12 protein-coding genes and 1 pseudogene are annotated in these 13959 nt (G+C 62.7%); 1 reads left to right on the plus strand and 12 read right to left on the minus strand.

The features are described 5' to 3' along the window. Positions 1 to 287 precede the first annotated feature (287 nt). The 11 genes and pseudogenes from V1278_RS28540 to V1278_RS28590 form a co-directional block, all read right to left on the minus strand. The gene (locus V1278_RS28540; RefSeq protein ID WP_334382989.1) at positions 288 to 440 is read right to left on the minus strand and encodes a hypothetical protein; all 153 of its coding nucleotides are present in this window, start codon (positions 438 to 440) and stop codon (positions 288 to 290) included. A gap of 159 nt (positions 441 to 599) precedes the next feature. Then, complete coding sequence (locus V1278_RS28545; protein ID WP_334382990.1) at positions 600 to 2066, minus strand: flavin-containing monooxygenase; 1467 nt, start codon at positions 2064 to 2066, stop codon at positions 600 to 602. A 198-nt stretch (positions 2067 to 2264) separates the two neighbouring features. Then, positions 2265 to 3698, minus strand: coding sequence for an adenosylhomocysteinase (gene ahcY, locus V1278_RS28550; RefSeq protein ID WP_334382991.1), 1434 nt, complete (start codon positions 3696 to 3698; stop codon positions 2265 to 2267). Between the two features lie 128 nt (positions 3699 to 3826). Beyond that, positions 3827 to 5020 (minus strand): methionine adenosyltransferase, encoded by a 1194-nt coding sequence (gene metK, locus V1278_RS28555; protein WP_334382992.1) that lies wholly within the window; start codon positions 5018 to 5020, stop codon positions 3827 to 3829. Positions 5021 to 5080: 60 nt separating this feature from the next. Next, positions 5081 to 6434, minus strand: a pseudogene (locus V1278_RS28560) (hypothetical protein). 159 nt (positions 6435 to 6593) lie between these two features. Then, the gene (locus V1278_RS28565) at positions 6594 to 7715 is read right to left on the minus strand and encodes a cobalamin-independent methionine synthase II family protein (protein ID WP_334382993.1); all 1122 of its coding nucleotides are present in this window, start codon (positions 7713 to 7715) and stop codon (positions 6594 to 6596) included. Between the two features lie 19 nt (positions 7716 to 7734). After that, entirely contained in the window at positions 7735 to 8451 is a 717-nt protein-coding gene (locus tag V1278_RS28570; RefSeq protein WP_334367842.1) for an ABC transporter ATP-binding protein, read from the minus strand. Beyond that, complete coding sequence (locus tag V1278_RS28575) at positions 8444 to 9196, minus strand: ABC transporter ATP-binding protein (protein WP_334382994.1); 753 nt, start codon at positions 9194 to 9196, stop codon at positions 8444 to 8446. The genes V1278_RS28570 and V1278_RS28575 overlap by 8 nt, the downstream gene beginning before the upstream one ends. Beyond that, the gene (locus V1278_RS28580) at positions 9193 to 10224 is read right to left on the minus strand and encodes a branched-chain amino acid ABC transporter permease (protein ID WP_334367840.1); all 1032 of its coding nucleotides are present in this window, start codon (positions 10222 to 10224) and stop codon (positions 9193 to 9195) included. The genes V1278_RS28575 and V1278_RS28580 overlap by 4 nt, the downstream gene beginning before the upstream one ends. Positions 10225 to 10231: 7 nt before the next feature. Continuing rightward, the gene (locus V1278_RS28585) at positions 10232 to 11101 is read right to left on the minus strand and encodes a branched-chain amino acid ABC transporter permease (protein WP_334376518.1); all 870 of its coding nucleotides are present in this window, start codon (positions 11099 to 11101) and stop codon (positions 10232 to 10234) included. 176 nt (positions 11102 to 11277) lie between these two features. Beyond that, a complete protein-coding gene (locus V1278_RS28590; RefSeq protein ID WP_334382995.1) occupies positions 11278 to 12450 on the minus strand; it encodes an ABC transporter substrate-binding protein in 1173 nt (390 codons plus the stop codon). Positions 12451 to 12802: 352 nt separating this feature from the next. Here V1278_RS28590 and V1278_RS28595 point away from each other — a divergent pair, with 352 nt between their 5' ends. After that, positions 12803 to 13081: a hypothetical protein gene (locus tag V1278_RS28595; RefSeq protein WP_334367838.1), complete on the plus strand. Its 279-nt coding sequence runs from the start codon at positions 12803 to 12805 to the stop codon at positions 13079 to 13081. On the opposite strand, the gene purU is transcribed toward V1278_RS28595, so the two are convergent. After that, positions 13078 to 13941 (minus strand): formyltetrahydrofolate deformylase, encoded by an 864-nt coding sequence (gene purU / locus V1278_RS28600; protein WP_334367837.1) that lies wholly within the window; start codon positions 13939 to 13941, stop codon positions 13078 to 13080. The two genes, V1278_RS28595 and purU, sit on opposite strands and share 4 nt — an antisense overlap. Positions 13942 to 13959: the final 18 nt, after the last annotated feature.

Genomic DNA, 13959 nt, shown 5'->3' on the forward strand with positions numbered 1-13959 from the left:
CGCGCTTGCGCTGTGCCCACCATCTCTCGGCGGTCGCGCTTCTCTGATGCGCGTCGTCCCTGCCTCCGTGCGCAATCGCGCACACGGCGCAGGGACGACGGAATAGAGGCGAGAACCCTCAACTTGTCGCCCCTGCGAACGCAGGGGCCCATACGCCGCGGCCGGCGAAATGGGCACTCGGGGGGACGGCTGCGTTTCAACAATGTAGGCTGGTGGTTATGGGTCCCTGCGCCGAGTGCGCGATTGAGCACGGAGCCAGGGAAGACGGAGGAGAGAGCGCCCTGCCCTCAGCTCCGCAGCGCCTGCAGGCCTTTGAAGGTGAGGCGCTTGGGATCGCGGACGCCCGCCAGATAGAACTTGCGGATGAAGGCGATCGCCGCATCGCGGTCGCAATCGGTCAGCGCCACGATGGCGTCGACGGCAATTCGTTGGGCGTCCATGGGCTTCCTCGTGCTGTCAGGGGCCGCAAGCTACGCAGCGTGCGACACGCCGGTTAATCCGGCGTTAACCGTGAGGACATGTTGGACGATTCGAAGCCATCTACGTATACGCGAAACGACGCATCGGACGGCCGGACGCACCCGCGCAAGGTGCATCGCTCACGAATACTGCATCACGCCATCATCGACCTTGCCGTAACGGAGCGTGACGATGTCGAGCGCGTAGTTCTGGTACAGCCGCCACGGCCGCTTCGAGCCCTGCTTGGGCAGTTTGGCGATCGAGCGCTGCACATAGCCGGAGGAGAAATCGAGCGACGGCAGTTCGGTGACGTCAGGATCGACATTATGCGGCATGCACTGCTTGTAGCCGTTGCGGTCCATATAGTTGATGAGCCGGCAGACATATTCGCAGGTCAGATCGCATTTCAGCGTCCACGACGCGTTGGTGTAGCCGAACGCGGACGCCAGGTTCGGAATGTCCGAATACATCATGCCCTTGTAGTTCAGCGTTCGCGCGAAATCCACCGTGCGGCCGTCGACGCTGACTTCGAGCCCGCCGAGCACCTGCAGAACCAGCCCGGTCGCGGTGACAATGATATCGGCCTCAAGCTCGCTGCCATCCTTCAGCTTGATGCCGCTCCTGGTAAAAGTGTCGATCTCGTTGGTGACGACGGAGGCGCGCTTGTCGCGGATCGACTTGAACAGATCGCCGTCCGGCACCAAGCAGAGCCGCTGCTCCCACGGATTGTAGCGCGGCGTAAAGTGCTTTCCGACATCGTATTCCGGCCCCAGCGCCATCTTGACGCCGCCGAGGATCAACTGCTTGGCGCGCTCGGGCTTGCGGCGGCAGAGCTGAAAGAAATACATGCCGAACAGCACGTTGCGCCAGCGGATCAGGTGATAGGCGAGCTTGGCGGAGAGATTTTTCCGCAGCTTGTTGGCAAGCGCGTCCTCCGCCGGCCGCGCCACCACATAGGTCGGCGAACGCTGCAGCATCGTGATGTGCGCAGCGGTCTTGGCCATCTCAGGCACCAGCGTCACGGCGGTCGCGCCCGAGCCGATCACCACCACGCGTTTTCCCGCATAGTCGAGGTTCTCGGGCCACTTCTGCGGATGCACGATCTGGCCGGCGAAGTCCGCCGTGCCCGAAAAATCCGGCGTGTAGCCTTCCTCGTATTTGTAATAGCCCGAGCACATGAACAGGAAATTGCAGGTAAAGCGCACGGTCTCCGCCGCGCCCTCGCCTGCGATGCGTTCGGCTTCCACCGTCCAGCGCGAATCCAGCGACGACCACGCGGCGCGTTTGACGCGGTGGTGGAAGCGGACGTGCTTGTCGATGCCGTTGTCGGCAGCGGTCTGGCGCACGTAGTTCAGGATCCGCGGTCCGTCGGCGATCGCCTTCGGTTCGGTCCACGGCCGAAACGAATAGCCGAGCGTGTACATGTCCGAGTCGGAGCGGATGCCGGGATAGCGGAAGAGATCCCAGGTGCCGCCGATGCAGTCGCGCCCCTCGAGGATGACGTAGCTCTTGCCGGGGCACTTCTCCTGCAAATGATAGCCCGCGCCGATGCCGGACAGTCCCGCGCCGACAATGAGGACGTCGAAATGCTCTGCCGTATCGGTCATGGCGATCTCCCTGCTTTCAGATGTAATGGCCAGCAGGCAGAAATTGCAACTCGCATTGTCAGGTTGCTGCGACGATACAGGCTGTATCGGAATTTACCGTTGAACTTCAACCGTCGCAGGTTGTGCGACCGATCAGCAAAAAGCCCCGGATCGCTCCGGGGCTTGGTAGTGCTTCAGGACGTCGCCCGCGACGTGAAGTCAGTAGCGGTAATGATCCGACTTGAACGGGCCTTCCGGCTTGACGCCGATATAGTCGGCCTGGTCCTTGCGCAGTTCAGTCAGCTTGACGCCGATCTTGGCGAGATGCAGCCGCGCCACCTTCTCGTCGAGCGTCTTCGGCAGCACGTAGACCTTCTTCTCGTACTTGCCGTCCTTGTTGTTGGCGAACAGTTCGATCTGCGCCAGCGTCTGGTTGGTGAAGGACGCCGACATCACGAAGGACGGATGACCCATGGCGTTGCCGAGGTTTACGAGGCGACCTTCCGACAGCAGGATGATGCGGTGCTTGTCGGGGAATTCGATCTCGTCGACCTGCGGCTTGATGTTGGTCCACTTCAGGTTACGCAAGCCAGCGATCTGGATTTCGTTATCGAAGTGACCGATGTTGCAGACGATGGCGCGATCCTTCATCGCGCGCATGTGGTCGATGGTGATGATGTCCTTGTTGCCGGTCGCGGTAACGAAGATGTCGGCGCGGGGCGCTGCGTCTTCCATCGTCGTGACTTCATAGCCTTCCATCGCCGCCTGGAGCGCGCAGATCGGATCGACTTCGGAGACCATGACACGGCAGCCGGCCTGGCGCAGCGACGCCGCCGAGCCCTTGCCGACATCGCCGAAGCCCGCCACCATCGCGGTCTTGCCGGACATCATGACGTCGGTGCCGCGGCGGATGCCGTCGACCAGCGACTCGCGGCAACCATAGAGATTGTCGAATTTCGATTTCGTCACGCTGTCGTTGACGTTGATGGCGGGGAACAACAGCGTGCCCTTGTTCGCCATATCGTAGAGGCGATGCACGCCCGTGGTGGTCTCCTCCGAGACGCCCTTGATGTTCTTGGCGATCTCGGCGAAGTAACCCTTCGGCTTCTCCTTCAGGAGGCGCTTGACGAGCGCATAGAAGATTTCCTCCTCCTCCGAAGTCGGCTTGTCGAGGAAGGCGGTATCGCCCTGCTCGGCGCGGAAGCCGGCATGCACCAGCATGGTGGCATCGCCGCCGTCATCGAGGATCATGTTGGGCGTGCCGCCGCCGTGCCAGTCGAACAGCTTTGCAGTGTAGTCCCAGTATTCGGCGAGCGTCTCGCCCTTCACCGCAAACACCGGAATGCCGGCGGCGGCGATCGCGGCAGCCGCATGGTCCTGCGTCGAATAGATGTTGCACGACACCCAACGGATGTCGGCGCCGAGTGCGGCCAGCGTCTCGATCAAGACCGCGGTCTGGATCGTCATGTGCAGGGAGCCGGCGATGCGAGCGCCCTTCAGCGTCTGCTTCGGACCGTATTCCTCGCGCGTCGCCATCAGGCCCGGCATCTCGGTCTCGGCCAGCGAGATTTCCTTGCGGCCGAATTCGGCGAGCGAAATGTCCTTGACGATGTAGTCGGTGAAGGCGGGCTTCTTGGCGGCGGCGGTGGTCATGGGGAGTTTCCCTCTGTTTGAGCTCGTCATTCCGGGCGCGCGTGAGCCGCGAACCCGGAATCTCGAAATCATGGAAAAAGATTCCGGGTTCACCGCTATCGCGGTGCCCCGGAATGATGCTGTTAAGACTAAACCGCGCGCTTGAGCGGTTCGACCAGATCGGTCCTCTCCCAGGAGAAGCCGCCTTCATTATCGGGCGTGCGACCGAAATGGCCGTAGGCTGCGGTACGCGCGTAAATCGGGCGATTGAGATCGAGATGGGTGCGGATGCCGCGCGGCGTCAAATCCATCGCCTTCGCGGCTGCCTGCTCGAGCTGGTCTTCCGGCACCTTTCCAGTGCCGTGGGTATCGATATAGATCGACAGCGGACGCGCCACACCGATCGCATAAGCAAGCTGCAGGGTGCAGCGGTCGGCGAGACCGGCGGCGACGATGTTCTTGGCGACATAACGCGCGGCATAGGCGGCCGAACGGTCGACCTTGGTCGGGTCCTTGCCGGAGAAGGCGCCGCCGCCATGCGGGGCCGCGCCGCCATACGTATCGACGATGATCTTTCGGCCGGTAAGACCGGAATCGCCGTCGGGACCGCCGATGTAGAATTTTCCGGTCGGATTGATGTGCCAGATGGTCTTGCCGTTGATCCATTCCTTCGGCAGCGCCTCGCGGACATAGGGTTCGACGATGTCACGAATCTGATTGGAGGTGAGGTCCTCGACCAGATGCTGGTGCGAGACCACGATCTCGCGCACGCCGACCGGCTTGCCGTTCTCGTACTGCACGGTGACCTGGCTCTTGGAGTCCGGACCCAGAACCTTCTCGCGGCCGGAGTGGCGCGCTTCGGAAATCAACCGAAGGATCTTGTGGGCGTAGAAGATCGGCGCCGGCATCAGGTCAGGCGTCTCGTTGGTGGCGTAGCCGAACATGATGCCCTGGTCGCCCGCGCCCTCTTCCTGGTTGCTGGGCTGCTTGGCGTCGACGCCCTGCGCGATGTCAGCGGACTGCGGATGCAGCAGGATTTCAATGTCGGCGGTCTTCCAGTGGAAACCCTCCTGCTCGTAACCGATGTCCTTGATCGCCTCGCGCACGGTGTTTTCGATCTGTTCATTGGTGACCGATTCCGGGCCGCGCGTTTCGCCAGCGATGACGACCTTGTTGGTGGTGGCAAGCGTTTCGCAGGCCGCGCGGATCTGCCAGGGGTCGATGCCCGCCTTCGGGCCTTCCCGGTAGAACAGGTCGACGATCTCGTCCGAGATTCGATCGCAAACCTTGTCCGGATGACCCTCGGAAACCGACTCGCTGGTGAAGAGATAGGAGGCGCGCATCAACAAACCCCTTGTTCCCGCCGGACCCCGGCGGCTGTCTGTGTTGTGTATCCTGGAATGTCAGTCGCGACGCCGCGAAATGACGTAGGATTCGTCGTAAAACCAAAGCCCGTTATGCTTGCGCAGAACCTCTCTGGTGGCATCGAGCGTCCGGCTGTTTTCAGTCATTTCGGTCAACCGGTCGTCTTCGATCTGGGCGACATACACCGCCGCATTCCACGCTGCAAAGGCCGTCGAGGTTCCGATCGAGCCGGTGACCTCGTTGGGCAGCGCTTCCATATCATAACGGAAGATGGAACGGTTATCGGCGTAGGCATTAAAATTAAGGTCCCGCCCGGCCGACCCCAGCTCGTATTTCACCGCGCGCAATAGCTCATGACGGCTCACGGCGAAAGGATTTTCTCCCGGCCAGACCGACTGGATGATTTCCAGGCCTGGATCCTGCCCGTGGGAGTGAATTCCAATCAATCGGCCCCCTGCCCGAAGCGACCGGGCCAGCGGTGCAATGATCCGCTTGGCGCGGAAATTCACAGAGGATTTTGCCCGATAGGGCTGGGAAGCGATCACAAGGTCGAAATTGGCCTCGGTCCGACCGGCCCGTGGGATGATCGAATCAAGCAGGAACCGGTGGGTCCTCCCGGTACAGCACCAGCGCCACCGGCCGCTCATAGATCGGCATGCCCGATTTGGGGCTGATATTGGCGCGCCAGTTCTGTTCCAGAAACGGCCCCAATTCGGCGATCTGGGCCTCGAATTCCCCCGACGAGGCCCCCCGCAGGGCCACTTCGTGCCAGATCATGCCCGCGGCTGCCGCAGGCGAGGCCGGCGTCAGCCAGGGCGCCTCCGCATAGTGCATGTTGGTCAGGACGATGACGGTCGCCGGGTGCTCGAACAGCCGGTCTGGCACCTTGTCGAGCGTCAGGCGTACGTCCTCCAGGCTCAACTCCTTGCCGGCGATATAGAACGGCATATGGGGGAAACGGCCGTGCATCGAGCGCATCACCCGCGCGAGCACCGTGCCGTCTCCGACTCCCGCGTCGAATACCCTGAGCGCCGGCGGACGCGGATGCAGGCTGGACAATTCCAGCGCCACCCGCTCGGCAATCACCCGCTTTTCGCTGCAGGTATGGACGAACAGCAGGTATTTCTGCCGGTTCTCGAAGAAGCGGAAATTGCCCCGGGGATCGCGCTTTTCGGGCGGCACTTCAAGGCCGCGCGGCGGCGGCAGCGTGCCGGTGGACGCCGCGATATAGGCCTGGATGCGGTCCAGCGTATCGATAGTGATGCGCTTGCCCTCGCGCAGCCGCTGCACCAGCTTGCCGTCGTTGACCGCCCGGCGTCCGAACGTCGTCTCCGCCATGTCGGCCTGGCGGCAGAACTCGGTGATCTGGCTGAGGATCTGGTCGTTTTTCATCGGGCCGGGGCTTGGGAAGTCGTGGTGGGCAGCGGTAGTTGGCCAGGTTGTCCTACCACCATCTGCCCACTAGGGGAAATGAATCCCTGCCCGGCCCAAGCGCTGTCATTGCGAGGCGAACGCCCGCCGCTCACGCTCCGCGTAATGACGGCCGAGAGCCTACGACTTCCCCCAAACCTCGTTGGCCACTTCGACCGCGAGGCTGAGCTTGGCCCACTGCTCCTCCTCGGAGAGGATGTTGCCTTCCTCGGTCGAGGCAAAGCCGCATTGCGGCGATACTGCGAGCTGGTCGAGCGGGGCGAACTTGGCGGCCTCATCGAGGCGGCGCTTGATGTCGTCCTTCTTCTCGAGCTCGCCGAACTTCGAGGTGATGACGCCGACCACGACCACCTTGTTGCCCTTCGGCAGGTAGCGCAGCGGCTCGAAGCCGCCGGCGCGGTCGGAATCATATTCGAGGAAATAGCCGTCGTAGTTGGTGCCGGCCAGCATGGTCTCGGCCACCGGCTCGTAGCCGCCGGACGAAATCCAGGTGGAGCGGAAATTGCCGCGACAGACGTGCGTCGTGATCACCATGTCGGCCGGGCGCTCCGCAAGCGCATAGTTGATGACGCGCGCATAGATTTCCTGCAGGCCGTCGGGGTTGTCGCCGCGATCGCGCGCCTTCTGCAGTTCGTCCTGCGAGCAGAGATAGGCCCATACGGTGTCGTCGAATTGCAGGTAACGGCAGCCGGCGTCATAAAACGCCTTCACCGCCTTGCGATAGGTCTTGCCGAGGTCGAGGAAGAACTCCTCGAGATCGGGATAGACCTCCTTCGAGATCGACTTGCGGCCGCCGCGGAAATGCAGCACGGCGGGCGACGGGATCGTCATCTTCGGCGTGACGTGAGCTGTATCAGCATGCTTCTTCAGGAAGCGGAAGTGATCCAGCATCGGATGATTGTCCGGGAAGTCGAGCTTGCCGATCACGCGGACGGCGTCGTGCCTCGTTTCCACGCCGGCGAACTGGATGCCCGTTTCGGGGTGGAACAGCTCACAGCCGGTGAGATGGCTAAGAAAGTCGAAATGCCACCAGGAGCGGCGGAACTCGCCATCGGTCGCGAGCTTCAGGCCGATCGAGGCCTGCTTGTGCACGACCTTTTCGATCTCGAGGTCTTCGGCCCTGCGCAGGTCCTCCGCCGTGATCTCACCCTTCTCCAGCTTGGCGCGCGCTTCCTTGATGCGCGGCGGACGCAACAGACTGCCGACCTCGTCGGCGCGGAACGGGGGCTTTGTTCTCTGCATGGTCTCAACTCCCATAAATCTAGTGGGCGGCCGCGCCGGCGACGCCGAGATAGCGTTCGAGCACGGCGGGATCGGCCTTCAACGCGTGGCTTGCCGCATCATGCACGATTGCGCCGCGTTCCAATATCACAACCCGATCGGCCAGCCCCAAAATCTTTTGCGCATTCTGCTCGACAATGATCGAACAGATGCCGCCTGCCCGGGTGATGGTGCCGAGCGCCCTTAATAATTCTTCAACGATGATCGGCGCCAGTCCCTCGGTCGGCTCGTCCAGCAGCAACACCTTGGGATTGAGGGTCAGTGCGCGGCCGATCGCCAGCATCTGCTGCTCGCCGCCGGAAAGCTGGTTGCCAAAATTGTTGCGGCGCTCCTTCAGCCGCGGAAACATCTCGTAGACTTTCTCCACGGTCCATAGTCCGGGCTGGGCCACCGCGGTCATGTTCTCCTCGACCGTCAGCGAGCGAAAGATGTTGCGTTCCTGCGGTACCCAGCCGATCCCGGCCCGCGCCCGCTGGTCCGGGCGCATCGCGGTGATGTCGAGCCCGCCGAGCGCAATCGTGCCGCCGAAACGGCGGGTGATGCCGACGATCGAATTGATCAGCGTGGTCTTGCCGGTGCCGTTGCGCCCCAGCAGCGCCAGCACCTGACCCTCGCCCAGCGACAGCGACATCGAAGGCAACACCACGGCTTCGCCGTAGCCGGCGCGCAAGGCATCGATGGCGAGAAGCTCAGGCATGGGCCGCCTCGCCGAGATAGACCGCCTTCACTTGCGGATCGCGCGCCACTTCGTCCGGCGGGCCTTCCACCAGCATGGCGCCGTTGACCAGCACCGAGATACGGTCGGCGAAGGAGAACACCAGATCCATGTCGTGCTCGATCAGCAGCACCGTGACGTCGCGCGGCAGGGCAGCGACCGCCGCCAGAATATCGTGACGCTCGCTCTCGGGCACACCGGCAGCGGGCTCGTCGAGCAGCAGCACGCGCGGTTTGGTCGCGATCGCGACCGCGATCTCGAGCAGGCGCTGTTTGCCGTAAGGCAGCGTCGCGGTGCGCTCGTTCATTACGTCAAGCAAATGAAAACGTCCGAGCGTCTCCGCGACCTCCTGATTGACCTCGTCGCGCGTGCCCATCCGCCGCCACCAGTCTCCGCCGCGGCCGAGACGTTCGGAGACGGCGAGCCCGACCGTTTCGAGCGGGGTCAGGTCGGCATAGAGCTGATTGATCTGGAAGGTGCGCGACAGCCCACGCGGCACTCGCTTGTGCACCGGCAAATCGGTGATGTCGTTGCCCTCGAGCAGGATCCGTCCCGCATTGGGCTTGAGCACGCCGGTCAGCAGATTGATGACGGTGGTCTTGCCGGCGCCGTTCGGCCCGATCAGGGCATGGCGGGCGCCCTGCTCCACCTTCAGCGACAGCTCGCGCGTGACCCGCAAGCCGCCGAAGGATTTTTCCAGCCCCCTGGTTTCGAGCGCGATCGTCATGGCGCATCACTTTCGGGAACGGCCACGACGGCCTTGCGTCCGAAGACCTGACGGATGACGAGGTTCGGCCCCCAAAGCACCCAGCGATGGATGCGTTCGCGGCCGATCAACACCATCACGACCAGCACGAGACCGATCCAGAACAGCCAGTATTGCGGCGTGATGGTCTGAAACAGTTCCTGCAGCATCTTGAACACGACGGCGCCGATCAGCCCGCCATAGAGATAGCCGGTGCCGCCGATCACGAGCACCAGCATCAGATCGGCCGAGCGTTCGAACGCGAACACGTCGAGCGAGGCCAGCGCCGTGGTCTGGGTGAACAGCGCCCCGGCAATGCCGGCGTAGAACGCGGCGATCGTATAGATCGCGATCAGGCGTCGGTTGACGGGCACGCCGATGGCCGACGCCCGCAGCGGATTGTTCTTGATCGCGCGCAGCGACAGGCCGAACGGCGAATTCACGATCCGCCGCGCCAACAGAAACAGCAGGAACAGCACGATCAGCGAATAGAAGAAGCCGGTCTTGCCGAACATGTCGAACGCAAACAGGCCGAGGATTGGCTGCATCTCGATGCCCTGCAGCCCGTCGGTGCCGCCGGTGATATTGGAGAACCGTTCCGCCAGCGCTTCGAGCAGCAGCGCAATGCCGAGCGTCACCATCAGCCGTGTGAGGTCGACGCCGCGGATGACGAGGAAACTGGTGAGGAAACCGAGCACCATGGCGACGAGACCGGCGACGACCAGCGCGATCACCGGCTCGTTGATGATGCCATGCAGCGCCAGCAGCCCGGCCGAATAGGCGCCGACGCCAAAGAACGCAGCGTGCCCCAGCGAAACGATCCCGGCGTAGCCGAGGATCAGATCGAGCGACAGCGTGAACAACGCCAGCCGCAGGATATCGGTCATGATCAGATAGCGGGACGGAAACAGGAACGCGCAGGACAAGGCAAGAATCCAGAACGCGATCTCGGCCGGGCGCCAGCGGGCGCGGGCGATGGCATGGGATGAGACGTCGGAGGCTGCGGTCATCGCGGACTCATCGCGCGGCAGCGCGGCCGAACAGACCGTTCGGACGCCAGATCAGGATAACGATCATGATGGTGTAGATGACGAACGGCCCCATCTTCGGCACGTAATATTTGCCGGCGACGTCGCCGATGCCGAGCAGCAGCGACGCCAGGAACGGCCCGGTGATACTGGAGGAGCCGCCGACGGTGACCACGATCAAAAAGTAGATCATGAATTTTAGCGGAAAATACGGATCAAGCCCGAGGATCTCGGCGCTCAGCGCACCGCCGAGGCCGGCAAGGCCGCAGCCAAAGGCGAAGGTGAACGCGAACACCTGCGGCACGTTGATGCCGAGGCCGCTTGCTGCACGCGGATCGTCCACCGCGGCACGCAGGCGGCTGCCGAAACGGGTTTTCGCCAAAATCAATTGCAGCGCCACCGTGAGCAAGCCGCAGATCACGATGATCATCAGCCGGTAGCGGCCGATGCCGACGCCGAAGAAGTCGAACTGTCCCTCCAGCGCCGCCGGCAGTTTGATGAAAATCCGCGACGATCCCATGATGTAATCGACCGCCGCAACCGACATGAAGGTGAGGCCGATCGTGAACAGCACCTGGTCGAGATGGCTGCGGGTGTAGAGGTGGCGATAGAGCGTGCGCTCCAGCGCGACGCCAACCAGCGCGGCCGTAACAAAGGCCAGCGGCAGCGCCGAAAAGAATGGCCAGCCGGAATTATTCACCAGCACCGCGCAGATATAGCCGCCGGTCATGGCGAAGGCGCCATGGGCGAGGTTAACGAAATTCATCAACCCCAGCGTCACAGCCAGCCCGCAGGCGAGCACGAACAGCAGCATGCCGTAGGCGACGCCGTCGAACAGGATGGTGAATAGCGTGGTCATTGGTCAGCGAAATCCAACAATGCTAGCGAGGGACACGAAATCAACGGCATCGTCATGCCCGGGCTTGTCCCGCCATCCACGACTTCCTCGCCCGTTGAGGGGCGTGGATGCCCGGGTCAAGCCCGGGCATGACGTGGAGAGAGCGGGAGATGCGCTCCGGGATGACGGCTTCGCCGTCACTTCTTCGTTTTGCCCGAATCCTTCACCGCCTCGAAGGTCGCGAATTCGACGTTGTAGAGTTCGCCGTCGACCTTCTCGACCTTGCGGATGTAGATGTTCTGCACGATGTCGCGGGTTTCCGGATCGATCATGATCGGGCCGCGGGGGCTTTCCCACTTTGCGCCCTTCATCGCCGCGATCAGCGCATCGCCGTCGGTCTTGCCGCCGGTCTTCTTCAGCGCCTCGTAGATCAGCCGGATACCGTCATAGCCGCCGACCGCCATGAAGCCCGGGCGCTGGCCGAACGCCTTCTTGTAGGCGGCGACGAATTCCTTGTTCGCGGCCGAGGGATGCGCGGCCGAATAGAGATGCGCCGTCACCGTGCCGAGCGCCGCGTCGCCCATGCCGTTGAGCAGGTCGTCGTCCATCACGTCGCCGGGGCCGATCACCTTGATGCCCGCCTTGTCGAGCCCGCGCTCGGCATACTGCTTCATGAAGTTGCCGCCTTGGCCTGCCGGCACGAACACGAACACGGCGTCGGGCTTGGAATCCTTCATGCGCTGCAAGAACGGAGCAAAATCAGGGTTTTGCAGCGGCACCTTCACCTCTTCGACGATCTCCCCGCCACCGGCGGTGAAGTTCTGCTTGAAGAAGTTCAACGCGTCATTGCCGGGCGCGTAGTCGGAGGTCAGCGTCGCGACCTTCTTGATGCCGTTCTTGGCGGCCCAATCACCGATGATGGTGCACGACTGCGCCAGCGTGAAGGAGGTGCGGACGATATAGGGCGAGCGCTCCGTGATGATCGACGTGCCCGCCGCCATCACGATTTCGGGAACCTTGGCCTGCGTCGCGAGCGGCGCCGCCGCGAGCGCAGCGGGCGTCACGCCAAAACCTGCGATGAAATTGACCTTGTCGTTGACGATCAGTTCCTGCGCGAGGCGCTTGGTGTTGTCGGGAACCGCACCGTCGTCCTTCAGGATGACTTCGATCTTCTTGCCGGCGACGGTATCGCCGTTCTGCTGCATGTAGAGCTTGACCGCGTTGTCGATCTGCTTGCCGGTCGAGGCCTGGCCGCCGGTCATCGGCAGGATCAGGCCGATCTTGACGGCGTCCTGGGCGTGGGCCGGCGCAAGCGCCAGCATCGCGGCGACCGAGCCTGCGGCCAGCAATATTTGACTGCGAATAGACATGAGCATCTCTCCCCCTGATCGGCCTTGTGTCTCGAACCGAGTCCCCGGCCCTTGATCTCACCATAACCCAGAATTTTCCGCCGGGCAGCGCGGCAACATGGCGTCCTTGGCCGCCCTTTTGTCAATCGGACCATTGGCGGGTCGCAGCGAAGAAGCCGCATAGCCGCAAAAGATGTGACGGATGGTACAATACGATCCGATATCGCTTGCCCGAACCTCCCGCGATTGCCATTTCATTTGTACGATTGTACAAATGAAATGGTCCTGTCAACAAAGAACCGCTCTCGCCGGTTCCCAGAGCAGCGCCCTAAATCCATCATCCTTAAACGGTTAAGGTTGTAGTCTTCTGCCGATGCCGACCAGCGCGCGCCACATTGTCACGATCGTCACCGTTGCCCTCGCGGGCTGCGGCTTGAGCGGCTGTGGGACCATCAACGAGAAAGTCTCAGCCGGCGTCAGCGATGCCATTCCGGCCTGGGCCGGCGGCCTGCCCGCCGACGCGCCGCCGCGTCCGGGAACGGCGAAGTATGACGAGTACATGCGGGAGCGCGAACGAAAGCGCCTGATGCCGGCTTCCGAGCGCGACAAGGAGACCAACCCGGCGCCCGCGTCCAAGGATGCGGCGCGCTAATCCATAAACACAACCGTCTTGCGGCCGTTGAGGATGACGCGGTCCTCGAGATGATGGCGCATGGCACGCGCCAGTACGCGGCGCTCGATGTCGCGACCCTTGCGCGACAGATCTTCCGGCGTATCGCGATGGCTGATGCGCTCGACGTCCTGGTCGATGATAGGGCCTTCGTCGAGGTCGCGGGTGACGTAGTGCGCGGTGGCGCCGATCAGCTTGACGCCGCGCTCATGGGCCTGGTGATAGGGCCGCGCGCCCTTGAAGCCCGGCAGGAACGAATGGTGGATGTTGATGCAACGCCCGGACAGTTTTGCCGACATTTCGTCCGACAGGATCTGCATGTAGCGCGCCAGCACGACGAGATCGGTCTTTGTGTCCTGAACCAGTTTCCAGACCGCCTCTTCCTGCTCGCGCTTGGTTTCCTTCGTCACCGGCAAATAGTGGAACGGGATCTCGCCGAAATCGAGCGAGCTGTAGGTCTCGCGCGGATGGTTGGAAACGATCGCGGTCGGTATCATCTCGAGTTCGCCGGTGCGCCAGCGGTAGAGGATATCGACCAGGCAATGATCCGATTTGGAGACCAGCAGCATCACCCGGCGGCGATTGGCGCGGTCGCGCATCTGCCAGTCCATGTTGAAGCGCTCGGCGATCGCGGCAAAGCCGGTCTGCAGCGCCTGCAGTTCGACGGCGAGATCGGCGGCGGTGAACACCACCCGCATGAAGAATTTCATGGTCTCGACGTCGTCGAACTGCTGGGCATCCAAAATGTTCTGACCGTTATGGGCAAGAAAGGTCGACACCGCGGAAACGATGCCGGGGCGATCCGGGCAGGACAGGGTCAGGACGAATTGGTGATCGGGCATGGCGCTGACTTGACTACA

The sequence above is a fragment of the Bradyrhizobium sp. AZCC 1577 genome (assembly GCF_036924575.1).
GTDB lineage: Bacteria > Pseudomonadota > Alphaproteobacteria > Rhizobiales > Xanthobacteraceae > Bradyrhizobium.

Excerpts from the sequence above, each read along its gene's own strand:
- V1278_RS28540 (WP_334382989.1), bottom strand. The coding sequence starts at position 440 with ATGGACGCCCAACGAATTGCCGTCGACGCCATCGTGGCGCTGACCGAT.
- V1278_RS28545 (WP_334382990.1), bottom strand. The coding sequence starts at position 2,066 with ATGACCGATACGGCAGAGCATTTCGACGTCCTCATTGTCGGCGCGGGA.
- purU (WP_334367837.1), bottom strand. The coding sequence starts at position 13,941 with ATGCCCGATCACCAATTCGTCCTGACCCTGTCCTGCCCGGATCGCCCC.
- V1278_RS28580 (WP_334367840.1), bottom strand. The coding sequence starts at position 10,224 with ATGACCGCAGCCTCCGACGTCTCATCCCATGCCATCGCCCGCGCCCGC.
- ahcY (WP_334382991.1), bottom strand. The coding sequence starts at position 3,698 with ATGACCACCGCCGCCGCCAAGAAGCCCGCCTTCACCGACTACATCGTC.
- V1278_RS28590 (WP_334382995.1), bottom strand. The coding sequence starts at position 12,450 with ATGTCTATTCGCAGTCAAATATTGCTGGCCGCAGGCTCGGTCGCCGCG.
- V1278_RS28565 (WP_334382993.1), bottom strand. The coding sequence starts at position 7,715 with ATGCAGAGAACAAAGCCCCCGTTCCGCGCCGACGAGGTCGGCAGTCTG.
- V1278_RS28575 (WP_334382994.1), bottom strand. The coding sequence starts at position 9,196 with ATGACGATCGCGCTCGAAACCAGGGGGCTGGAAAAATCCTTCGGCGGC.
- V1278_RS28585 (WP_334376518.1), bottom strand. The coding sequence starts at position 11,101 with ATGACCACGCTATTCACCATCCTGTTCGACGGCGTCGCCTACGGCATG.
- V1278_RS28570 (WP_334367842.1), bottom strand. The coding sequence starts at position 8,451 with ATGCCTGAGCTTCTCGCCATCGATGCCTTGCGCGCCGGCTACGGCGAA.
- metK (WP_334382992.1), bottom strand. The coding sequence starts at position 5,020 with ATGCGCGCCTCCTATCTCTTCACCAGCGAGTCGGTTTCCGAGGGTCAT.
- V1278_RS28595 (WP_334367838.1), top strand. The coding sequence starts at position 12,803 with ATGCCGACCAGCGCGCGCCACATTGTCACGATCGTCACCGTTGCCCTC.